Source organism: Cognatiluteimonas telluris, assembly GCF_011320095.1.
Taxonomy (GTDB): Bacteria; Pseudomonadota; Gammaproteobacteria; order Xanthomonadales; family Xanthomonadaceae; genus Cognatiluteimonas; species Cognatiluteimonas telluris.
Genome location: NZ_JAANOY010000014.1, coordinates 39459 through 60842 on the forward strand (window position 1 = coordinate 39459; position 21384 = coordinate 60842).

Sequence of the window (21384 nt, forward strand, 5' to 3'; positions counted from 1 at the left end):
CGGCGGCCGACGCGGTGAGCCTGCCAGGCTCCGCATGCAGGCCAATGCGTGCCCGCGATCCGCCGGCCGGTAAGATGCGCGCCCCTGCCGTGCCTCATCCAGGACCGCCGCCATGCCGCTCGATCCCGCCCTGCACCAGCGCATCGCCAGCCTGCTCGGCGCGCAACGCGTCGTGTTGTTCATGAAGGGCATGCCGTCAGCCCCGCAATGCGGCTTTTCCGCGCGCGCGGTCGCCGCGCTCGATGGCCTGGGCGTGGACTACGCGCACGTCGACGTGCTGGCCGACGCCGACATCCGCGAAGGCATCAAGTCCTACGGCGACTGGCCGACGATCCCGCAGCTGTACATCGACGGCGAACTGGTCGGCGGCAGCGACATCATCGAGCAGATGGCGCAGTCGGGCGAACTGGGCGCCGCGCTCGGCCTGCCACCGCCAGACCGCACGCCGCCGGCGCTCAACATCACGCCGGCGGCGTTCGGGATGCTGAGCCAGGCACTGCAGGATGCGGGCAGCGGCTACACGCTGCGGATCGACATCGACGCGCGCTACAACGCCAAGCTGCAACTGGCGCCGGTGGACGACAAGGCGATCGCCACCGAGATCGACGGCATCCGGGTGCAGTTCGACCTCGCCTCGGCGCGCCGCGCCGAAGGCCTGTCGATCGACTGGGTCGACGACGAGCGCGGACGCGGGCTGGTGATCGACAACCCCAACGCGCCGCCACCGGTGCGGGCGCTGACGCCGGAAGCGGCCGCCGCGCAACTGGCATCGGGCACGCTGACGCTGGTCGACGTGCGCCCGGCCGGGGAGCGCGCGCTGGCGCAGGTGCCGGCGCCGTTCTCGACCTTCGACGACGGCCTCGCCGCGCTCGAAGGCCTGCCCAAGCACACGCCGCTGGCGTTCCTGTGCCACCACGGCAGCCGCAGCGCGCAGGCGGCCGAGCACTTCCGGCAGCGCGGGTTCGCCGAGGTCTACAACGTGGTCGGCGGGATCGATGCCTGGGCGCAGTTCGACCCGGCGGTGGCGCGCTATTGATGATCCGCGCCCGATACGGCACGGGCTGAACGCGGTGCGCTCGGCGAAGGTGCGGCGTGGGCGGCTTCGCCAGCGGATTGCACGGACAGATGCAGCCGCTGCCGTGATGCGGTACGGTCGGCGCATTCTCGGGGGGGACTGAACCATGCGCATCGGACTGGTGGTCGACTCGGCCTGCGACCTGCCGGCGGACTTCCTTGCCGCCAACCACGTCACCATCCTGCCGATCACGGTGCGGATCGGCGACGCGGTGCTGGCCGACCATCGCAACGAACAGGCGACGCTGGAGTTCCTCCACGCGCAGATCGCCGAAGGCGGCGCCGAAGCGCAGACGATGCCGTTCACCGTCGAGCAGATCCGCGACCTGTTCCTGCAGAAGCTGGTGATCGATTACGACTACGTGTTCTGCATGACGATCACCCGCAGCCGCAGCCCGATCTACGACAACGCCACCCAGGCCAGCTTCGCCATCCTCAACGAATACCGCCCGGTGCGGTCGGCGGCCGGCAACGAGACGCCGTTCGCGCTGCGGGTGATCGACAGCCAGAATCTGTTCGCCGCCCAGGGCATCCTGCCGGTGGAAGCCGCGCGCCTGCGCGAGGCCGGTGAAGGCCCGCCGAAGATACGCGCGCGGCTGGAGCACCTGGCCGTGCATACCCATGGCTACATGGTCCCGCGCGACCTGTACTACCTGCGCGCACGCGCCCGCAGCAAGGGCGACCGCAGCGTCGGCCTGGTCAGCGCCGCGCTCGGCACCGCGCTGGACATCAAGCCGATCCTGCATGCCAACCGCGGCGAGACCGGGCCGGTGGGCAAGGTCAAGGGATTCGACGCCGCCGCGCAGAAGGTGCTGGGATTTGCCGCGCAACGGGTCAAGGCCGGGTTGCTGACGCCGACGATGTGCCTGAGCTACGGCGGCGAGCTGGACGAGCTGCGCGCGCTGCCGGGCTACACGCAACTGCGCGACACCTGCCGCACGCACAACATCGACGTGTACGAGAGCGTCATGAGCCTGACCGGCATGGTCAACGTCGGCAAGGGCGCGCTGGTGGTGGGCTTCGCGGCCGAGCCGCACAAGTTCGAATGAGCATCGGCGCACGCCTGCGCGTGCGCGTCCATGGCGGGGAAGGGCGGCGATGACGATCCAATGGCTCGCGATTGTGGTCGCTGCGTTGTCGGCGTTCGTGCTCGGCGGCATCTGGTACGGCCCGCTGTTCCGGCACGCATGGTGCCGCGAGGCGGGCGTGGATGCCGGCAGCAAGCCCAGGCACCCGTCGCATGTCTTCGCGCGCGCCTTCGTCGCCAGTTTCATCGCCGCCACGGCGTTCGCCTGGCTCATCGGCCCGGCGCCGGGCTTGCGGATGGCGGTGATCGACGGCGTGGTGGTCGGCCTGGGCGTGGTCGCGACGAGCTTCGCACTGAATTACGGCTTCGCCGGGCGCAGCCCGAAGCTGTGGCTGATCGATGGCGGCTACCACACGCTGCAGTTCACCTTGTACGGCCTGATCCTCGGGTTGTGGCAGTAGCCAGTCGCAGCCGCGGTGCCGGTTGTCCGCTGGGCGCAAGTGCACACCCGTAGCCCGGGTAAGCGCAGCGCACCCGCGGCGGCTGTCGGTGCGCACATCGCGCCGACGCCGGCCGACGCTACGATGTCGCCACCCCACGAGGATGCGACCGACGATGGCGACCCGCTATTACCTCACCCTGCCCGATGCCGGACAGGCCCGCGGCGACGATCCCGCCCTCGCCTTCCATGCCCAGGGCGCCGAAGGCCTGGCGCAGGAACTGCAGGACGCGCTGCGCGAGGACAGTTTGTTCCAGCGCTGGCGCGCGACCCAGGACGATCCGGACGCGGTTGATCCCGCGCTCGGCGCCACGGATCCCGGCGCGACCGTGACCGGGCAGCAGCGCGACCTGCAGGTCGACCTGGTGGCGACGACGTCCATCCCCGGCACCGTGTTCAAGCAGCGCCTGCGCCTGCTGGCGGGTCACGGATGGAAACTGACCGACGTCCGCGCGGCCTGAGGCGGCGATGGCGACCCCGGTGCTGCTCGCGTGGAGTGGCGGCAAGGACTGCGCATGGACCCTGCATGCATTGCGCCAGCGCGATGACGTCGAAGTCGTCGCACTGCTGTCGACGATCACGCTGGACTACGACCGCTCCTCGATGCAGGGGGTGCGCCGCGAGGTGCTGCACGCGCAGGCGGCCGCGGCGGGCCTGCCCCTGCTGGAAGCAGGCATCCCGGCGGCCTGCGACAACGCCATCTACGAGTCGTCCATGGCGCACGCGCTGTCGCAGGCCAGCGCGCGCTGGCCTGCGCTGCGAACGGCGGCCTTCGGCGACCTGTTCCTCGAGGACATCCGTGCCTGGCGGAAGGCACGCTGCGCGCAGATCGGCTGGGAGGTGCTGACGCCGCTGTTCGGCAGCGACACCGCCGAGCTCGCGCGCACGATGCTGCGCGGTGGGCTGCGCGCGCACGTGTGCTGCGTGGATACCCAGCAACTCGAGTCGGGTTTCAGCGGGCGCGAATTCGACTCGCCGCTACTGGACGCGCTGCCCGCCAGCGTCGATCCCTGCGGGGAGAATGGCGAATTCCATACCTGCGTGTCGGCCGGCCCGATGTTCGCCGCGCCCATCGCGCTGGAGCGCGGCCAATGCGTGCTGCGCGACCAACGCTTCGCCTACACCGACTTCAGCCTGGGACGGTGATCGTCAGCGCGGGCGTGGCACGCAATGGTCGACCTCCAGCAGGAAGCCGTCGGCGCATTGGGCGCTGTCGTTGGCCGAGGTCCGGCACAGCCCGCTGACCGGCTCGCAGCGATAGCCGGTCGGCGCGCAGTCGTTGCTGGCTCCGGCGGTGTTGCGGCTCATGGTTTCGGTTTCGCAATACGCGTGCACCAGGCTGCCGCCGCGGCGGGTGTATTCGGCCAGCTGCTGGCGCAGGCTGTCGTTCTCGCCACGCAGTTGCCGGTTCTTCTCCAGTTCCTTGCGGTATTGCCCCTGGAAATCGATGTCCATGGCATGGGTCATCGGAGCGATCAAGGGCCGCGACGCGGGCGCGGTGGCGGGCGGGGGCATGGGCGTGTTCTGGGCGAAGGCGACACCGGCGAGCAGGCAGCAGGCGGTGGCCAGGATGGGTAGCGTGCGCATGGGAGTTCCGATGGGTGAACGTCCGTCAGGCCAACGTCAGCTGGCGTGGCTGGCGGCCAGGGCCGCGGCATGCCAGGCCACATGCTCGCCGATGAAGCTGGCGATGAAGTAGTAGCTGTGGTCGTAGCCGGGCCGCAGGCGCAGCTGCAACGGATGCCCGGCGGCGGCGCAGGCGTCGCGCAGCAGCTCGGGCCGCAGCTGGGTGGCGAGGAATTCATCGTCGCCGCCCTGGTCGACCAGCAACGGCAGCCGTTCGGCCGCGCGCGCGATGAGTTCGACCGCGTCCCATCCACGCCACCCGTCGCGGTCGGCGCCGAGGTAGGCGGTGAACGCCTTCTCGCCCCACGGCACCCGCGAAGGCGCGACGATCGGGGAAAACGCCGACGCGCTGCGGTAGCGCCCGGGATTGCGCAGCGCCAGCACCAGCGCGCCGTGGCCCCCCATCGAGTGGCCACTGATCGCGCGCGCCGCGGTGGCCGGGAAATGCGTCTCGACCAGCGCGGGCAGTTCGTCGACGATGTAATCGTGCATGCGGTAGTGCGCCGACCACGGCGCCTGGGTCGCATCGAGATAGAAACCCGCGCCCTGTCCGATGTCGTAGCCTTCGGCATCGGCGACGCCCGCGCCGCGCGGACTGGTGTCGGGTGCCACCAGCACCAGGCCGTGTTCGGCCGCATACCGTTGCGCGCCGGACTTGGTGATGAAGTTCTGCTCGTTGCAGGTCAGGCCCGACAGCCAGTACAGCACCGGGCACGGATCCAGCCGCGCCTGCGGCGGCAGGTAGATGCCCAAGCGCATGTCGCAGCCCAGCGTGCCGGAGGGATGCGACCAGACCTCCTGGGTGCCGCCGAAACAGGCATGGGATTCGATGCGTTGCATGGGAACACCTCAGCTGATGGCGCGCTCTGGTGCGGGAGGAAATGTGGATGAGCGTGCGGGCTGTCCCCCGCCAGGAGAGGTGTCGCGATGCGGGCCGCAGGCCTGGAACTCATGGGCTGCGTACCCTCATCCGCCCTCCGGTCACCTTTCCCGGAGGGCGAAGGAAACGCTCGGCATGCCCACCAGGCCCACGAACTCAGAACCGGATCACCGTGCGGATCGACTTGCCTTCGTGCATGAGGTCGAAGGCTTCGTTGATCCGCTCCAGCGGCATTTCGTGGGTGATGAACGGATCGAGCTGGATCTCGCCGCGCATCGCCTGCTCGACCATGCCCGGCAGCTGCGTGCGGCCCTTGACGCCGCCGAAGGCCGAGCCGCGCCACACGCGACCGGTCACCAGCTGGAACGGGCGCGTACGGATCTCCTGCCCGGCACCGGCGACGCCGATGATCACCGACTCGCCCCAGCCCTTGTGGCAGCACTCCAGCGCCGCGCGCATGACATCGACGTTGCCGATGCATTCGAAACTGAAATCCACCCCGCCGTCGGTCATGGCGACGATGACGTCCTGCACCGGCGCCTCGGAATCCTTCGGATTGATGCAATCGGTCGCGCCCATCGCGCGCGCGAGTTCGAATTTCCCCGGATTGGTGTCCACGCCGATGATGCGGCTGGCGCCTGCCATCACCGCGCCCTGGATCACCGCCAGCCCGATGCCGCCGAGCCCGAACACCGCGACCGTCGATCCGGGCGTGACCTTGGCCGTGTTCAACACCGCGCCGATGCCGGTGGTGACGCCGCAACCAAGCAGGCAGACTTTCTCCAGCGGCGCGTCGGGATCGATCACCGCGAGCGAGATCTCCGGCACCACCGTGTACTCGCTGAAGGTGCTGGTGCCCATGTAGTGGTACAGCGGCTGGCCGTTGTACGAGAAGCGCGTCGTGCCGTCCGGCATCAACCCCTTGCCCTGCGTGGCTCGCACGGCCTGGCAGAGGTTGGTCTTGCCGGACCTGCAGAACTTGCACTGGCGGCATTCGGCCGTGTACAGCGGGATGACGTGGTCGCCGGGCTTGACGCTGGTGACGCCTGCGCCGACTTCGACCACGATGCCGCCGCCCTCGTGGCCGAGCACCGCCGGGAACAGGCCTTCGGGATCGTCGCCGCTGAGCGTGAACGCATCGGTGTGGCAGACGCCGGTGGCGAGGATGCGCACCAGCACTTCGCCGGCACGCGGTGGTTCGACGTCGATCTCGACGACCTGCAGCGGTTGCCCGGCGGCGAAGGCGACAGCGGCGCGTGATTTCATGGGTGGCTCCTGTAGTCGTTGCAGTCGTTCAATGTGACGCGATCGCTGTGCTACGTCGACGTCGTGGACGCCGCTCCTGCCGACAGCCGCGCTGCGGAAGGCGGCGACGATGGCGACGATCAATAGGCGTATTCGCGGAACACGCGGTCGATGTCGCCATTCCACTCGCCGTGGAACAGCGCGAGCTTGCGCTGCGCCGGGGTGAGATTGGCTTCGGCCGCTTCGATCATCGGCACCAGGAAGATGCTTTCGTCGGTGCCGGCCTTGTTAAGCCGCGCGCGCCGCTGCAGGCCGTGGGCGGAAATCTTCAGCGCCTCGATCGCCAGCTCGCGCACGGTCGCACCACGGAACGGCAGTGTCAGCGCGTGCTTCGGCACGCCGTCGCGCAGCGCGTGCCGCTCGGCCATGCTGAAGTCCTTGACCAGGTCCCACGCCGCGTCGAGTGCGGTGTCGTCGTACAGCAGGCCGACCCAGAACGCCGGCAGCGCGCACAGCCGGTTCCAGCGGCCGCCGTCGGCACCGCGCATCTCCAGGTATTGCTTGAGCCGCACTTCCGGGAACGCGGTGGTCATGTGGTCCGACCAGTCGCGCAGCGTCGGCAATTGTCCCGGCAGTGCGGCGAGCTTGCCGTCCATGAAGCGACGGAAGGATTGCCCGGCGAGGTCGACGTACTGCTTGTGGCCGTCGCCGGGATCGCGATAAGAGAAATACATCGGCACGTCGAGCAGGTAGTCGACGTAGCGCTCGTAGCCGAAGCCGTCCTCGAACACGAAATCGAGCATGCCGGTGCGGCCGGCGTCGGTGTCGGTCCAGATGTGCGAGCGGTAACTCTGGTAGCCGTTGGGCTGGCCTTCGGTGAACGGCGAGTCGGCGAACAGCGCGGTCGCGACCGGCTGCAAGGCCAGCGACACGCGGAACTTCTTCACCATGTCCGCTTCATCGGCGACATCGAGGTTGACCTGCACCGTGCAGGTGCGGGTCATCATGTCCAGGCCGAGCGAGCCGACCTTGGGCATGTAGTCGCGCATGATCTTGTAGCGCCCCTTGGGCATCCAAGGCATGTCCGAGCGCTTCCACTTGGGCTGGAAGCCCATGCCCAGGAAGCCCAGCTGCAGTTCGTCGGCGACGGTCCTGACCTCACGCAGGTGGCTGTCGACCTCGCAGCAGGTCTGGTGGATGGTCTCCAGTTGCGCGCCCGACAGTTCCAGTTGCCCCGCCGGCTCCAGCGACACCGAGGCGCCGTCGCGCAACAACGCGATCACCCGGCCGTTTTCTTCCATCGCGTCCCAGCCGAAACGCGTCAGGCCCTTGAGCAATGCCTCGATGCCGCGCTCGCCATCGAACGGCGGCGGGCGCAGGTCGTCGAGGCGGAAGCCGAACTTCTCGTGCTCGGTGCCGATGCGCCAGTCGGCGCGCGCGCGGCCGCCGCGGGCCAGGTAGTCGACCAGCGCGTGGCGATCGGTGATCGGGGAATCGGCAACGTTGCTCGGGCTCGACATCGCAACCGCTCGCAGGGGGGAGTGCGAGTTGGGGCCGGTCCCCGCGCATCGCAAGAGCGCGACTATAGCCCGGCGGGCACGGCGGCCCGATGGCATGGGCTTCACGACGCCGGATCGTGGAAGATGGCGTCTTCGCACCGGAGGATCCGCCATGCGCCGCTGGCATGTGGAGCAACATCGGTCCGACCGCGCCGGCTGGCTGCGCGCGGCGGTGCTGGGCGCCAACGACGGCATCGTGTCGATCGCCGGGCTAGTGGTCGGCGTCGCCGCCAGCGGCGCGGGGCATGGGGTGGTGCTGGCCAGCGGGATCGCCGGCGTCGTCGCCGGTGCGCTGTCGATGGCGGCCGGGGAGTACGTGTCGGTGCAATCGCAGGCCGATACCGAGCGCGCGGACCTGGCGAAGGAGCGCCGCGAACTGGCCGAGGATCCGGCGAGCGAGCTGGCCGAACTGACCGGCATCTACGCGCGGCGTGGCTTGCCGCCGGACCTGGCGCGCTCGGTCGCCGAACACCTCACCGCGCACGATGCGCTGGGGTCGCATGCGCGCGACGAACTGGGCATCACCGAGACCCTGCGCGCCCGCCCGGTGCAGGCGGCGCTGGCCTCGGCGGCGGCCTTCAGCGTCGGCGCGCTGCTGCCGATGGCCGCGGTGCTGCTGGCACCGGCGACGCAGGTGCAGCTGGCCACCGTGGCCACCACGCTGCTGGCGCTGTCCTTGTCCGGCGCACTGGCCGGCTGGACCGGCGGCGCGAGTCCCGTGCGCGGCGCGCTGCGCGTGGTGGCGTGGGGCGCGCTGGCGATGCTCGCGACCGCGCTGGTGGGGCGGCTGTCCGGCCTGCCGGCGTAAGCGCGCTACAGCTGCAACCAGCGCCCGACCACGGCGCGCGCTTCGTCGACGCCCTGCTTGGACTCGCCCGAGAACGTCTGCACGCTGACGGTGTCGCCAAACGCCGACGACAGCTCCTTGCGCACCGCCAGCAGCGCATTGCCCTGCGCGCCGCGACCGAGCTTGTCGGCCTTGGTCAGCAGCGCATGCGCCGGTAGTCCGCGCTGCACGGCATAGCCGAGCATCTGGCGGTCGTAGTCCTTCAGTGGGTGGCGGATGTCCATCACCACCACCAGTCCGCGCAGCGCTTCGCGGCTGCCGAAGTAGCCGTCGAGGAAGGCCTGCCAGTGCGCCTGCAAATCCTGCGGCACCTTGGCATAGCCGTAACCGGGCAGGTCGACCAGGAAGCGGTCGGTGGTGGGTGGGATGTCGAAGTACACCAGCTGCTGCGTACGGCCCGGCGTCTTGGACACGCGCGCGAGCGCGTTCTGCTGGCACAGCGCATTGAGCGCGCTCGACTTGCCGGCATTGGAACGCCCGGCGAAGGCGACTTCGTAACCGCCATCGGGCGGCAGCTGGCGCCAGGTGTGCGCGGCCAGCAGGTACTGGGCGCGGGCGAGCGGGTTGGGGACGGTGGGCATGCCGGTAGCTTCGCATGCGCGGCGGCCGGCCGGGCATCGCGGAGGGCAGTTGGCGATCACGGGACAAGCCCTGCGCGGCCAAGCGCGTGCCGGCGAACAGCCCGCAGGTGGAGCCGCTCCCGCGCGCGCACTCGGGCGATCGGCGTTGTCAACACCTGAAATCCGCGGCGATGCCGCGTAGCATCGTCGCCTGTTCACTCCACACGCTGGACGATGGCACCGCACGCTCCCGATCCCGACCATCTGCCCCTGCGCGAGGAGGCGGCCAGCCCCGGCGCACTGCCGCTGGCGCCGTCGCTGGGCATCAGCCTGGAAGCGGCCAACATGCCGCGGCGCGCGAACCTGGTCGAGCCGCGGGTGCTGTTCATCACCGCGGTGGCGATCGTGCTCGGCATCGCCGCCGGCTTCATCGCGCGGATCCTGGTGTCGTTGATCAACCTGGTGACCAACCTGTCCTTCTACGGACAGTGGTCGTTCGGCGCCGTGAGTCCGGCGAACAACCACCTGGGGCTCTGGGTCATCGCGGTGCCGGTGATCGGCGGCCTGATCGTCGGGGTGATGGCGCGCTGGGGTTCGCGCGCGATCCGCGGCCACGGCATCCCCGAGGCGATGGAGCAGGTGCTGCTCAACGAGTCGAAGATCCCGCCGCGCATCACCTTCCTCAAGCCGCTGTCCTCGGCGGTGGCGATCGGCACCGGCGGCCCGTTCGGCGCCGAAGGCCCCATCATCGCCACCGGCGGCGCGCTGGGCTCGTTCCTCGGCCAGCTGCTGCACGTCACCGGCGACGAGCGCAAGGTGCTGCTGTCGGCGGGCGCGGCCGGTGGCATGGCCGCGGTGTTCGGCTCGCCGGTCTCGGCGGTGATCCTGGCCGTGGAGCTGCTGCTGTTCGAACTGCGCCCGCGTTCGCTGATCCCGGTCGCGATGGCGGCGGTGGCGGCGGCGGGCGTGCGCTATGCCTTCCTCGGCAACGTGCCGGTGTTCGGCATGCCTCACGTCGCTGAGCCGGGCCTGGCGGCGATGGGCTGCTACGTGGTGCTGGGCGCGATGATCGGGCTGGTCAGCGTTGGCGTCACGCGACTGGTGTACGGCATCGAGGATGCGTTCGAGAAATTGCCTGTGCACTGGATGTGGTGGCCGGCGATCGGCGGCGTGGCGGTCGGCGTGGTCGGCTACTTCGCGCCGCTGACGCTGGGCGTGGGCTACACCAACATCGAGGCGATCGTGTCCGGCCATCTCGCGGTCGGCGCGCTTGCCTTCCTGTGCGTGATGAAGTTCATCTCGTGGTCGATCGCGCTGGGCAGCGGCACCTCCGGCGGCACGCTCGCGCCGTTGTTCACCATCGGCGGCGCGCTGGGCGCGCTGGCGGGTTTCGGCCTGGTCGCGGTGGCGCCGCAGCTGGGGATCGATCCGCGCATCGCCGGCCTGGTCGGCATGGCGGCGATCTTCGCCGGTGCCTCGCGCGCGCTGCTGGCGTCGGTGGTGTTCGCGTTCGAGACCACCCAGCAGCCGGCGGGCCTGCTGCCGCTGCTCGGCGGCTGCGCGGCGGCGTACCTGGTCTCGGCGCTGATCATGCGCAACACGATCATGACCGAGAAGATCGCGCGCCGCGGCGTGCGGGTGCCGACCGAGTACCAGGCCGACTACCTCGAGCAAGTGCTGGTGCGCGATGCCTGCAGCCGCGATCCGGTGTTCCTGCGCACCAGCGAGGAACTCGGCGAGGTGCGCCACCGGCTCAATTCCGGGCGCCCGGAATACCAGCACCAGGGCTTCCCGGTGATCGACGACAGCGGCCGCGTGCGTGGCGTGATCACCCGCCGCACGCTGCTCGATCCCTCGGAACCGAACATGCGCCACATCGGCGACCTCGGCCTGCGCCCGCCAGTGGTCGTGCACGAGCACCACTCGCTGCGCGAAGCCGCCGACCACATGGTTTCGGAAAACATCGGCCGCCTGATCGTCGTCGGCCACGAAGCGCCGCATCCGCTGATCGGCATGCTCACCCGCGGCGACATCCTCGCCGCCCACGGACGCCGGCTGAAAGGCACGCACGAATCGGGCCGCCACATCCGCTTCCGCGAGACCTGGCGCAAGCACTTCTGAGGCGCGTTTGACCGGCCGGGCGCGCGTGGCAGGATGGCGTGCATCCCGCGGAGGCGACACATGGCCACACGACATGACGTCCTCGCCGCTGCCGGCGGCCTTGCCATCGGCGGGGTGTTCGGCACTGCGGCGTCCACGGCCAACGCTCGCGGCAGCGACGCTGCGACCCCCGTGCACTGGGCGCCGCGCGCCGACACCATCGCGATCGCGCGTCGGGAACCAACCTGATGTTCCTCGACAATCCCGCCGTCGCCGCGGAACCTGCCGCCGCGCGCGGGCATCCTGACGCGCGTATCGGCAAGATGCCCGGCGGCAATTGCGCACGGGTGATGCACGAGGTGTGGAAATGAGGACGATGGCGCCGGTACGGCCGCGGCCTCCGCGCGGACCCGGCGGGCGACCGGGCCAGGCGACGCCGGGCATGCGCCGCGCGTCCGGGGCCCAGGCGCTTGCCCTCGCGTTGCTCGTCGCTGTTGCGGGCCTGTCGCCGCGGCCGGTGTTGGCGCAGCCGCTCCAGGCGGTGGTCGATGCGCGCGGGTTCATCGACCCCTGGGCGCTGGGCGCGCAGTTGCGGCAGGTCGACGCGTTGCCGAGTGGCGACGAGGATGGCTGCTGGCGAGGCGACGACGCGGACGGCCCGCAGGACGCCGACCCGCGACGCGCGCAGCAGCGCGAGCGGCGCATCGAGCAACGCCGGGCGCGCTGCATCGACGCGCAACGACGGATCACGGCCGCGCGCGATGCCGCCCTCGCCAGGCTGAGTCGCGCCTGGCGTCCGGCGCTGGAATCGGCGGCGACGCACGGCGATGGCGTGGCGGAAGTCGTACTGCGGCTGTGCGAGACGGCACCGCTGCTCGATCGCACCGGCATCGCCGCCGACTGCTCCAGCGACGCGGCCGACCAGGCCATCGCGCGGCGGCGATTGGAAGCGGTCGGCTTCGCGCCGGCGCTATACCATGATCGCGCGCCGCGGACGTGGCCTGACCTGGCCGATTCGAACTGCGCCCGCGGTGAAGCACCGCAGGACCGGCAATGCCGCCAGCGCGAATCGACGCAGCGCTTTGCCCAACTGCAACAGGTGATGGAGAGCGGCGCGATGTCGGTCGCGCCGCGTTATGCCAACTGCGGCCATCCCGGCAGCGATGACGACGTGCTGGTCGACGGTTGCGAGCGGGCGTGGATGCTGGACCAGGCGATCGCGGTGCGGGCACGACGTTTCTACACGATGGCGAGCACGGGTGCCGCCGACCTGTCGCTGCAGCGCGCGCCGGCGATCCAGCCATTCGAATATTGGGGTACCGCCTGGCCGTACGACACGCTGGGTCGCGTGCGCCATATCGACAACCGCGACATCGACGATCGCGCCTGGGAGGTCGCTTTCTACACGGACGTCGCGCGGGCGCTGGAGCGCGAAGAGGCCGCGATCCGCGCCGACCTTGCCCGCGATCCGCGGTGGGCCGCGTTCCTGCTGTTGCGCCATGCGCCTCCGGCACGCCGTGGGGACGAGCGTTACTTCGGCACCTGGCGCGGGACGATCTCGTCGGTCGAGGGCGGATCCGTCATCACCGTGCTGCGCGAGCGTCGCGACGGCGTCGGCATCGAGGGCAGCTATCTGCTTGGGCACCGCGACTGGGGCGAGCTGCATCCCTGCATGAAGCTGTCCGCCGACAACCTGCTATGCCAGTGGACCGACCATGCCGGCCATGGCTTCGTGAACTTCCATTTTGACTTCGACCAGGGACGATTCAAAGGGAAGTGGAATGGCCCCGAGGCGTGGTCGTTTCCCGATCCGGGCCCCTACGGCGAGGACGATCCTGGTGGTTGGAGCGGCGTGCGCGACTGATCACGCCAACCGCGCCTGCAGCAGCGCGCGCATCTCCTCCTTGTCGCTTTCATCCAGGCCGCTTTCGCGCTGCTTGGCCTGCAACTCTTCGACGCGCTGCTGCAGCATCTGCTTTTCCAGCTGCGCCATGGTGTCGAGGAATTCCTCGCGCCAGGCGGCTTCCTCGCCGGGCAACGATTGCAGCGCGAGCTTGTGCAGCGCGGCGGCTTCCTCGCGCCCGCCGAAGTGCTCGAGCAGCGCGCCCGTGGTGATTTCCGGTCGCTCGCGCACCAGCGCCACGATCTCGGCCAGCAATTCCACGCCGGGCTGGCGCAGCATCGCGAAGCGGTACGGCGGCTGCAGCGACGAGGCCAGCGCCGGCTGGTGCAGCAGGCGCACGATCGCGCTGCGCACCAGCGTCTGCCGCGGTGCATGCGCCATCGGTGCGGTGCGCGCGCGCTGCACCGGAACATGCGTCTGCGGCGAGCTCGCGCGCGCACCGACGCCGGTCAGCTCGGTCAGGCGCTGGCGCATCAGGTCGCCGAAGGCGCCGTCGGGGATCTGCGCCAGCAGCGGCTTGCAACGTTCGGCCAGGCGCGCCTTGCCATCGAGGCTGCCGAGGTTGACGTCCTTGGACAGTTCGCCGAAGAAGAATTCCGACAGCGGCATCGCCTGCGCCAGGCGCGCGGCGAATCCGTCAGCGCCTTCCTTGCGCACGATGGTGTCCGGATCCTCGCCCTCGGGCAGGAACAGGAACAGCGCCTGGCGCCCGTCCTTCATCCGCGGCAGCACCGACTCCAGCGCCTTCCAGGCCGCACTGCGCCCGGCGCGGTCGCCGTCGAAGCAGAAGTAGACATCCGGCGCGCTGCGGAACAGCAGTTCGGCGTGGTCGGGCGTGGTCGCGGTGCCGAGCGTCGCCACCGCCTGGGTCACGCCGTACTGCGCCAGCGCGACGACGTCCATGTAGCCCTCGACGACGACCAGCCGGTCGAGTTTCGGATTGGCCTGCTTCGCCTGCCACAGGCCGTAGAGCTCGCGGCCCTTGTGGAACAGCGGCGTTTCCGGTGAGTTGAGGTACTTGGGCGAGTCGTCGGCATCGAGCACGCGGCCGCCGAAGGCGATCACGCGGCCGCGGCGGTCGTGGATCGGGAACATCAGCCGGTCGCGGAACTTGTCGTAGACGTGTCCCTTGTCGTTCTTCGAGAACAGGCCCGCGCGTTCGAGCAGCGACATCCGCCGCGGATCGGTACCCAGCGCATCCTTCAAACCGCTGTAGCCATCGGGCGCATAACCGATCATGTAGGCGTCGACGATGGCGCCGTCGATGGATCGACGCTGCACGTAATCACGCGCCTTGTCGCTGGCGGCGTACTGCTTCTGGAAGAACTTCGCCGCCGCGTCGACCGCGGCGTAGAGATCGCGACTGTCGCTGTCCTCGTTGCGCACGCGGGTGTCCCGCGGCACTTCCATGCCCACGCGCTTGGCGAGCTCGTCGACGGCATCGAGGAATTCGAGCCGGTCGTAATTCATCAGGAACGAGATCGCGGTGCCGTGCGCGCCGCAGCCGAAGCAGTGGTAGAACTGCTTGGTCGGCGACACCGTGAACGATGCCGAGCGCTCGTCGTGGAACGGGCACCGCGCCGCGTATTCCTTGCCCTGGCGCTTCAGCGGCACCCGCGAGCCGACCACCTCGACGATGTCGGTGCGGGCCAACAGGTCATCGATGAAGGAATCCGGCAGGCGAGCCACGTCTAGGCTCCAGTTCCAAAGCCAGCCGCGATGATTCCCCAGCGCGCGGCGGCGCGTCGGATTTGGTCGCAAGCGAGTGCAGTCGCTGCGCGATCTTCGATGAGGTCGGGGATGCGGGCCATGCGACGCTCAGGATGCCACGGGCGCTGGATTGGGTAGGAGCGGCTTCAGCCGCGAGCTTTACGCGGCGATGCAGGCGGGGGCGGAAGAGCTCGCGGCTGAAGCCGCGCCTACCGACAACCGATCAGCCGCCGGACAGGCGCTGCTTCACCAGCTTCGACACGTCGCCCATGTCGGCGCGTCCGGCCAGGCGCGGCTTGAGCACGGCCATCAGCTTGCCCATGTCGGCGGGCGTCGCGGCGCCGGTTTCGGCGACGGCCTTGTCGATCTCGTCGATGAGTTCGGCCTCGCCCATCTTCGCCGGCAGGTAGTGCTCGATGATCGCCATCTCGTCGCGTTCGATCCGCGACAGGTCGGTGCGGCCGGCGGCGTCGTACTGGCTGATCGAGTCGCGGCGCTGCTTGACCATCTTTTCCAGCACGGCCAGCACCGCGGGGTCGTCCAGCTCGACACGCTCGTTACCCGCTTTGGGCTCGTCGACTTCGCGCTGCTTGATCGCGGCGTTGATCAGCCGGATCACGCCCAGGCGCACCTTGTCGCCGGACTTCATCGCGGCCTTCATGTCGTCGGTGAGCTGTTGCTTGAGGGTCATGGCGGGCCGGAAACGGGAGTGGGGAGGGAAATCGTAAGCGCAGCGGGCGCAAGGACGCGTGGGCGTACCGGCCCAGAACGCGGAAAGCCGGCGTCGCGGAGGCCGCGGCCGGCTTTCGTCAGGCGATGGCGCTGGCGGGCAGGCCCGCCATGGCTCAGTACAGGCGCTGGCGCTTGGTGACGTCGCGCGAGCTGCGGCGCGCCTGGCGCTTCACCGCGGCGGCGGCCTTGCGCTTGCGCTCCTGGGTCGGCTTCTCGTAGAACTCGCGCTTGCGGGTCTCGGCCAGCACGCCGGCCTTCTCGCAGGTGCGCTTGAAGCGGCGCAGGGCAAACTCGAAAGGCTCGTTTTCGCGGACTTTGACGCTGGGCATGCGGGATTCTCTGGACGGGAAACCGCCCGGTCGAGCGGGCGAGCCGCGTATGATAGCGGCTGCCTTCGCGGGGATGCAAGCCGTGTGGGCCCCGGGTGGGAGGCGCATGGCCGGTGGCGGCGACGCCCGGCTCCGCGGCCTGCGCCCGCCTTCCCCTCCACGTCCCGGCCAGCCCATGCGCGTCCTCGGCATCGAAACCTCCTGCGACGAAACCGGCGTGGCCGTCTACGACACCGCGCGGCCGGGTGCGGACGGCCTGCTGGCGCAGGCGCTCTACAGCCAGGTCGCGCTGCACGCCGAGTACGGCGGCGTGGTGCCCGAGCTCGCCAGCCGCGACCACGTGCGCAAGCTGCTGCCGCTGATCCGCCAGACCCTGGCCGAAGGCGGGCTGAGCGTGGCGGACCTGGACGGCGTCGCCTACACCGCCGGGCCCGGCCTGGTCGGCGCGCTGCTGGTCGGCGCCGGCGTGGCGCGCTCGTTGGCCTGGGCGCTGGACAAGCCGGCGATCGCCGTCCACCACATGGAAGGCCACCTGCTGGCGCCGCTGCTGGAAGCACCGGACCTTGCGCCGCCGTTCGTGGCGCTGCTGGTGTCCGGCGGGCATACCCAGCTGGTCGCGGTCGAGGGCATCGGCCAGTACCGCCTGCTCGGCGAAACCCTGGACGACGCCGCCGGGGAAGCCTTCGACAAGACCGCCAAGCTGATGGGCCTGCCCTACCCCGGCGGCCCGCAACTGGCGCGGCTGGCCGAGCAGGGCCGTCCGGGCGCCTACAAGTTCTCGCGGCCGATGACCGATCGCCCGGGCCTGGACTTCAGCTTCAGCGGGCTCAAGACCCAGGTGCTGCTGGCCTGGCAGGGCAGCGCCCAGTGCGACCAGACCCGCGCCGACATCGCGCGCGGCTTCGAGGACGCGGTGGTCGACACCCTGGCGATCAAGTGCGCGCGCGCACTCGATGCGGCCGGCAGCAACACCCTGATCGTCGCCGGCGGGGTCGGCGCCAACCTGCGCCTGCGCGCGAAGCTGGCGCAGATGGCGGACGCGCGCGCGGGCCGGGTGTGCTTTCCGCGTCCGGCGCTGTGCACCGACAACGGCGCGATGATCGCCTTCGCCGGCGCGCTGCGGCTGGCCGCCGGGCAATGCAGCCACGCTTCGATCGACGTGCGCCCGCGCTGGGACATGGCGAGCCTGCCGGCGCTGGATGCGACCGCCGATGCGTGACGGCGAAGCTGCCGGCGCGCGCGTGCCGCGCTAGGCTCCGGGCACGCGGCAAATCACGCCCCGGCGATCGCGGCTAAGCTGCGGCGGTCACGCAACCCATCACGAGTCACGGTCGGCCATGGACAAAGTCTTCATCGAAGGCCTCGAGATCGAGGCGCTGATCGGCATCTACGACTGGGAGCGGCGGATCCGGCAGCCGCTGCGCTTCGATATCCAGATGACGTTCGACAACCGGGTGCCGGCGGCCAGCGACAAGATCGCCGACACGCTGGACTACAAGGCGGTGAGCAAGCGCCTGATCGAATTCGTGTCGCAGTCGGGCTTCGGCCTGGTGGAGACGCTGGCCGAGCGTTGCGCGGCGCTGATCCTGGACGAGTTCAAGGTCGCCAAGGTCAAGCTCAAGCTGAGCAAGCCCGGCGCGGTGCGCGGGGCGCAGGCGGTGGGTGTGATCATCAAGCGTGAACGGGCCGGACCGCCGGGCACCGCGGCACAGGCCAGGGCCACGACGCGGCGGCCGCCGATGACGGCACCAATGCCACCCCCCGGCGTTGCGCCCAGTGCGCGCGAGGAGGCAATCGCACGTACCGCCGCCACGTCGACCCTGCCGCCGGATCCCGACCGCCCGCCTCGCTGGGCCTCGACCTGGACGGCAACCTCATTCCCGCACCGGACGCCAGCGCCGAGCGCTGCCGGACCGGCACCGGCACCAACGCCTGCATCGACGCCTGCGCCTGCTACGGCCTCGACACCAGCACCTGCGCCCTCTCCGGCCATGACTCCGGCCGCCGTCACGACGCGGATTCCGGTGCCGGATGCGCCGGTACCGGTACCTGCGCCCGCGCCGGCTGCGTCGCCCGAGCCGGCCACGGCCCGCGCGACGGCGAAGAAGCCGCCCGCGTCGCGGTTCCACACCACCACCCGCCAGGCCTACCTGAGCCTGGGCAGCAACATCGCGCCGGAGGTGAACCTGACCCGCGCGGTGGCGGCGCTGCGCGCGCGCTTTGGCGAGGTGCTGGTGTCGCCGGTGTACCGCACGCCGGCGGTCGGCTTCCGCGGTCCCGACTTCCTCAATGCGATCGCGGTGATCGACAGCGACATCCATCCCTTCGCGCTCAATGACTGGCTGCATGCGCTGGAACTCAAGCAGGGCCGCGACCGCCGCGATGCGTCCTACAGCGATCGCACGCTGGACATCGACATCATCTATTTCGGCGACCTCGTGCTCGATGGCCCGGGCGACTTCCAGTTGCCGCGCCCGGAGCTGCACCACGCGTTCGTGCTCAAGCCGCTGGCCGACATCGCGCCGACCTTCGTCGACCCCGTGCGGCGGATGACGCTCGAGCGCCTGTGGGCGGCGCACCCGGAGTTCTCCAAGCCGCCGCAGCAGGTGCCGCTGGAACTCTAGGCCGCGGCGCGCCCGCTTGCAGGGCCCCTTGCCCGGCGCATAATCGGCCGGTCTTTCGGGGAGGAAAGCGCCATGGGGAAGTTCGCACGCAGCTGGGCGTTGACCAAGGCCAGCCTGGCGGTTTTGCGCTCGGATCGTGAATTGCTGGTGTTCCCGCTGCTGTCGGGGATCGCGGTCGTGCTGGTGGTGCTGAGCTTCGCGCTGCCAATGTTCGGGCTGGGCATGTTCGACCGGCTCGACCGCAGCGGTGGCGGCGTGCCGGCGGCGTTCTATCTGTGCATGTTCGGGTTCTACCTGGCGCAGTACTTCGTGATGTTCTTCTTCAACAGCGCGCTGGTCGGCGCGGCGATGATCCGGCTCGACGGCGGCGACCCGACCGTGGGCGACGGGCTGCGCATCGCGCGCGGAAAGTGGCTGCAGATCCTCGGTTACGCGGCGATCGCGGCGACGGTCGGCATGGCGCTGCGCGCGCTGGAACAACGCGCCGGCTTCATCGGCCGGATCGTGGTCGGCCTGGTGGGCGTGGCGTGGACGCTGGCGACCTTCCTCACCGTGCCGGTCCTGGTCGCGCGCGACATCGGCCCGATCGATGCGGTCAAGGAAAGCGCGCTGCTGCTCAAGCAGGCGTGGGGCGAAAACCTGATCGGCAAGGGCGGCCTGGGGCTGGTGTTCGGCGTGTTGAGCATGCTGGTGATCGTGCTCGGCGCGCTGCTCGCGGTCGTCCTGGCCGGCGCCGGGATGGCCATGCTGGCGGTGGCGGCGGCGGTGCTGGCCGGTGTGGCGGTGCTCGGGCTGGCACTCGTGCAGTCAGCGCTGGCCGGCATCTATTCGGCCGTGCTGTACCGGTTCGCGGTCGGCGGCGATGCGCCGGCGGGGTTCGATGGCGCGCTGTTGCGCGAGGCGTTCCAGCGCAAGGACTGAGGCCGGCCGGGCCTCAGTAGAGGTCCACCGGATCCACGTCCAGCGACCAGCGCACCTTGCGCGCCGTTGGCAGCGCATGCAGTGCCGGAACGGCCGCCGCCAGTGCGGCGTGCAGGGCCGCGCGCGCGGCGCTGGACAACAGCAGTTGCGCGCGGTGCAGGCCGGCGCGCCGCGGCATCGGCGCTGGCAACGGGCCATGGATATCCACCGTGCCATCGGCGGCGAGCAGCGACTTGGCTGCCTGCAGGAAGGCCAGCGGCGCGTCGGCGTTCACCGCTTCGGCGCGCAGCAGGGCCAGGTGCGCGAACGGCGGGAAACCGGCGGCTTCGCGCTGCAGCAGTTCGGCTCCGGCGAACGCGTGGTAGCCGCCTTCGATCAACGTCTGCAACAACGGATGGCCGGGATGGTGGGTCTGCAGCCAGACCTCGCCGGCGCGATCGGCACGGCCGGCGCGGCCGGCGACCTGGATCAGCTGCTGCGCGAGTTTTTCGCTGGCGCGGAAGTCGGCGGAGAACAGGCCTTCGTCGATGCCGACCACCGCGACCAGGGTGAGGTTCGGCAGGTCATGGCCCTTGGCCAGCATCTGGGTGCCGACCAGGATGCCGGGCCGTGTCCCCAATTGCGCGAGCAGCGATTCCAGCCCATTTTGGCGACGGGTGCTGCCGCGATCCACCCGCAGCACAGGCACGTCGGCAAAACGCTCGGCCAGCAGCTCCTCGATGCGCTCGGTACCGTTGCCCTGCGGCTGCAGTGCCAGCCCGCCGCAATCCGGGCAGGCCTGCGGCACCGGTTGGCGCGCGCCGCAATGGTGGCATTGCAGGCGGCGGCCGCCGGCGTGCACGGTCATCGGACTGCCGTGGGTCGCGGTGCTGCAACGCCGGCACTGCGCGCTCCAGCCGCAGTCGTGACACAACAGCACCGGCGCATAGCCGCGGCGATTCTTGAACACGAGCACCTGGCCGCCGGCGGCGAGCGCGCGCGCGATCGCGTCCAGCAGCTCCGGCGACAGGCCCGCCTGAAGCGGTCGCTTGTGGATGTCGAGCACGCGCACGGTCGGTGGCCGCGCGCTGCCGGCGCGCCGGTGCAGGCGCAGGTGCACATAGCGGCCGGCGCGGGCGTTGTGCAGCGACTCCAGCGAAGGCGTCGCGCTGCCCAGCAGCACCGGAACCCCCAGCGCCTTGCCGCGGACCAGGGCGAAGTCACGCGCGTGGTAACGGATGCCATCCTGCTGCTTGTAGCTGGCGTCATGTTCCTCGTCGACGACGACCAGGCCGGCATCGGGCAGCGGCATGAACACCGCCGAGCGGGTACCGACGACGACCCGCGCCTCGCCGCGCCAGGCGGCCGTCCACACCCGCGCGCGCTCGCCATCGGTGAGCCCGGAATGCAGCGCATGCACCGGCACGCCGAGCCGGGCGCGGAAGCGCGCCAGCATCTGTGGCGTCAGGCCGATTTCAGGGACCAGCACCAATGCCTGCCGTCCGCGCGCCAGGCAGTCGGCGATCGCCTGCAGGTAGACCTCGGTCTTGCCGCTGCCAGTGACGCCATCGAGCAGCATGGGCGCGAATCCCACCGCCCCGCGGATCACGTCGATGGCGTGGCACTGCTCGTCGTTGGGCTGCGGCCCGCTGCCCGCCAGCGCCGGCATCGCCGTCGCCGCCAGCGCGCTGCGGACGGCCAGCCCGCGCCGCGCCAGTGTTCGAGCCGCCGCGCGCCAGCCCGGCAGGGCGTCGTCGAGTTGCGCCTCG

22 protein-coding genes and 1 pseudogene are annotated in these 21384 nt (G+C 70.3%); 14 read left to right on the plus strand and 9 right to left on the minus strand.

What is annotated here, in order from left to right:
* The first annotated feature begins 112 nt into the window (after positions 1-112).
* From grxD to G7B67_RS08630, 5 genes are all read left to right on the plus strand, one after another.
* Positions 113-1036 (plus strand): Grx4 family monothiol glutaredoxin, encoded by a 924-nt coding sequence (gene grxD, locus G7B67_RS08610; protein ID WP_166210903.1) that lies wholly within the window; start codon positions 113-115, stop codon positions 1034-1036.
* A gap of 145 nt (positions 1037-1181) precedes the next feature.
* Positions 1182-2123, plus strand: coding sequence for a DegV family protein (locus tag G7B67_RS08615; protein WP_166210906.1), 942 nt, complete (start codon positions 1182-1184; stop codon positions 2121-2123).
* A 49-nt stretch (positions 2124-2172) separates the two neighbouring features.
* Positions 2173-2562 (plus strand): DUF1761 domain-containing protein, encoded by a 390-nt coding sequence (locus G7B67_RS08620; RefSeq protein ID WP_166210909.1) that lies wholly within the window; start codon positions 2173-2175, stop codon positions 2560-2562.
* Positions 2563-2716: 154 nt separating this feature from the next.
* The gene (locus tag G7B67_RS08625) at positions 2717-3061 is read left to right on the plus strand and encodes a hypothetical protein (RefSeq protein WP_166210912.1); all 345 of its coding nucleotides are present in this window, start codon (positions 2717-2719) and stop codon (positions 3059-3061) included.
* A 7-nt stretch (positions 3062-3068) separates the two neighbouring features.
* Entirely contained in the window at positions 3069-3746 is a 678-nt protein-coding gene (locus G7B67_RS08630; protein WP_166210915.1) for an adenine nucleotide alpha hydrolase, read from the plus strand.
* Between the two features lie 3 nt (positions 3747-3749).
* Here G7B67_RS08630 and G7B67_RS08635 read toward each other — a convergent pair whose 3' ends face one another.
* From G7B67_RS08635 to G7B67_RS08650, 4 genes are all read right to left on the minus strand, one after another.
* Positions 3750-4187 carry a hypothetical protein gene (locus G7B67_RS08635; RefSeq protein ID WP_166210918.1) on the minus strand — a complete coding sequence of 146 codons (438 nt, stop codon included), beginning with the start codon at positions 4185-4187 and terminating at the stop codon, positions 3750-3752.
* A 36-nt stretch (positions 4188-4223) separates the two neighbouring features.
* Positions 4224-5066 (minus strand): S-formylglutathione hydrolase, encoded by an 843-nt coding sequence (gene fghA, locus G7B67_RS08640; RefSeq protein ID WP_166210921.1) that lies wholly within the window; start codon positions 5064-5066, stop codon positions 4224-4226.
* Positions 5067-5262: 196 nt separating this feature from the next.
* Positions 5263-6372, minus strand: coding sequence for an S-(hydroxymethyl)glutathione dehydrogenase/class III alcohol dehydrogenase (locus tag G7B67_RS08645; protein WP_166210924.1), 1110 nt, complete (start codon positions 6370-6372; stop codon positions 5263-5265).
* A 119-nt stretch (positions 6373-6491) separates the two neighbouring features.
* Positions 6492-7871, minus strand: a complete 1380-nt coding sequence (locus G7B67_RS08650) for a glutamate--cysteine ligase (protein ID WP_166210927.1) — start codon at positions 7869-7871, stop codon at positions 6492-6494.
* 151 nt (positions 7872-8022) lie between these two features.
* Here G7B67_RS08650 and G7B67_RS08655 point away from each other — a divergent pair, with 151 nt between their 5' ends.
* On the plus strand, positions 8023-8718 hold the full coding sequence (locus G7B67_RS08655; protein WP_166210930.1) for a VIT1/CCC1 transporter family protein: 696 nt from the start codon (positions 8023-8025) through the stop codon (positions 8716-8718).
* 5 nt (positions 8719-8723) lie between these two features.
* On the opposite strand, the gene yihA is transcribed toward G7B67_RS08655, so the two are convergent.
* Positions 8724-9338 (minus strand): ribosome biogenesis GTP-binding protein YihA/YsxC, encoded by a 615-nt coding sequence (gene yihA / locus G7B67_RS08660; protein WP_166210933.1) that lies wholly within the window; start codon positions 9336-9338, stop codon positions 8724-8726.
* A 213-nt stretch (positions 9339-9551) separates the two neighbouring features.
* Between yihA and G7B67_RS08665 the strand changes: the two genes are divergently transcribed.
* The 4 genes from G7B67_RS08665 to G7B67_RS08675 all read left to right on the plus strand — a co-directional run bounded on the left by G7B67_RS08665 (position 9552) and on the right by G7B67_RS08675 (position 13281).
* The gene (locus G7B67_RS08665) at positions 9552-11438 is read left to right on the plus strand and encodes a chloride channel protein (RefSeq protein WP_425482430.1); all 1887 of its coding nucleotides are present in this window, start codon (positions 9552-9554) and stop codon (positions 11436-11438) included.
* A 60-nt stretch (positions 11439-11498) separates the two neighbouring features.
* A complete protein-coding gene (locus G7B67_RS08670) occupies positions 11499-11666 on the plus strand; it encodes a hypothetical protein (RefSeq protein ID WP_166210936.1) in 168 nt (55 codons plus the stop codon).
* Positions 11666-11788 (plus strand): hypothetical protein, encoded by a 123-nt coding sequence (locus G7B67_RS13515; protein ID WP_279303985.1) that lies wholly within the window; start codon positions 11666-11668, stop codon positions 11786-11788. Before G7B67_RS08670 ends, G7B67_RS13515 begins: the two co-directional genes overlap by 1 nt.
* A 71-nt stretch (positions 11789-11859) precedes the next feature.
* The gene (locus G7B67_RS08675; RefSeq protein ID WP_166210939.1) at positions 11860-13281 is read left to right on the plus strand and encodes a hypothetical protein; all 1422 of its coding nucleotides are present in this window, start codon (positions 11860-11862) and stop codon (positions 13279-13281) included.
* Here the strand turns inward: G7B67_RS08675 and dnaG are convergent, their stop codons facing one another.
* From dnaG to rpsU, 3 genes are all read right to left on the minus strand, one after another.
* Positions 13282-15009: a DNA primase gene (gene dnaG / locus G7B67_RS08680; protein WP_166210942.1), complete on the minus strand. Its 1728-nt coding sequence runs from the start codon at positions 15007-15009 to the stop codon at positions 13282-13284.
* A 244-nt stretch (positions 15010-15253) separates the two neighbouring features.
* Positions 15254-15721, minus strand: coding sequence for a GatB/YqeY domain-containing protein (locus G7B67_RS08685; protein ID WP_166210945.1), 468 nt, complete (start codon positions 15719-15721; stop codon positions 15254-15256).
* 154 nt (positions 15722-15875) lie between these two features.
* The gene (gene rpsU / locus G7B67_RS08690; protein ID WP_056134345.1) at positions 15876-16091 is read right to left on the minus strand and encodes a 30S ribosomal protein S21; all 216 of its coding nucleotides are present in this window, start codon (positions 16089-16091) and stop codon (positions 15876-15878) included.
* 175 nt (positions 16092-16266) lie between these two features.
* Here rpsU and tsaD point away from each other — a divergent pair, with 175 nt between their 5' ends.
* The 4 genes and pseudogenes from tsaD to G7B67_RS08710 all read left to right on the plus strand — a co-directional run bounded on the left by tsaD (position 16267) and on the right by G7B67_RS08710 (position 19636).
* Entirely contained in the window at positions 16267-17310 is a 1044-nt protein-coding gene (gene tsaD / locus G7B67_RS08695) for a tRNA (adenosine(37)-N6)-threonylcarbamoyltransferase complex transferase subunit TsaD (protein WP_166210947.1), read from the plus strand.
* A 118-nt stretch (positions 17311-17428) separates the two neighbouring features.
* Positions 17429-17779: pseudogene (gene folB / locus G7B67_RS08700) on the plus strand (dihydroneopterin aldolase); the annotation flags it as partial.
* A gap of 462 nt (positions 17780-18241) precedes the next feature.
* Positions 18242-18715 carry a 2-amino-4-hydroxy-6-hydroxymethyldihydropteridine diphosphokinase gene (gene folK, locus G7B67_RS08705; RefSeq protein WP_243412305.1) on the plus strand — a complete coding sequence of 158 codons (474 nt, stop codon included), beginning with the start codon at positions 18242-18244 and terminating at the stop codon, positions 18713-18715.
* Between the two features lie 72 nt (positions 18716-18787).
* Positions 18788-19636, plus strand: a complete 849-nt coding sequence (locus G7B67_RS08710) for a DUF6159 family protein (RefSeq protein ID WP_166210950.1) — start codon at positions 18788-18790, stop codon at positions 19634-19636.
* A gap of 13 nt (positions 19637-19649) precedes the next feature.
* Here G7B67_RS08710 and G7B67_RS08715 read toward each other — a convergent pair.
* Positions 19650-21384 (minus strand): primosomal protein N' (locus tag G7B67_RS08715; RefSeq protein ID WP_166210953.1); only part of this gene is annotated, 1735 nt, incomplete at its 5' end.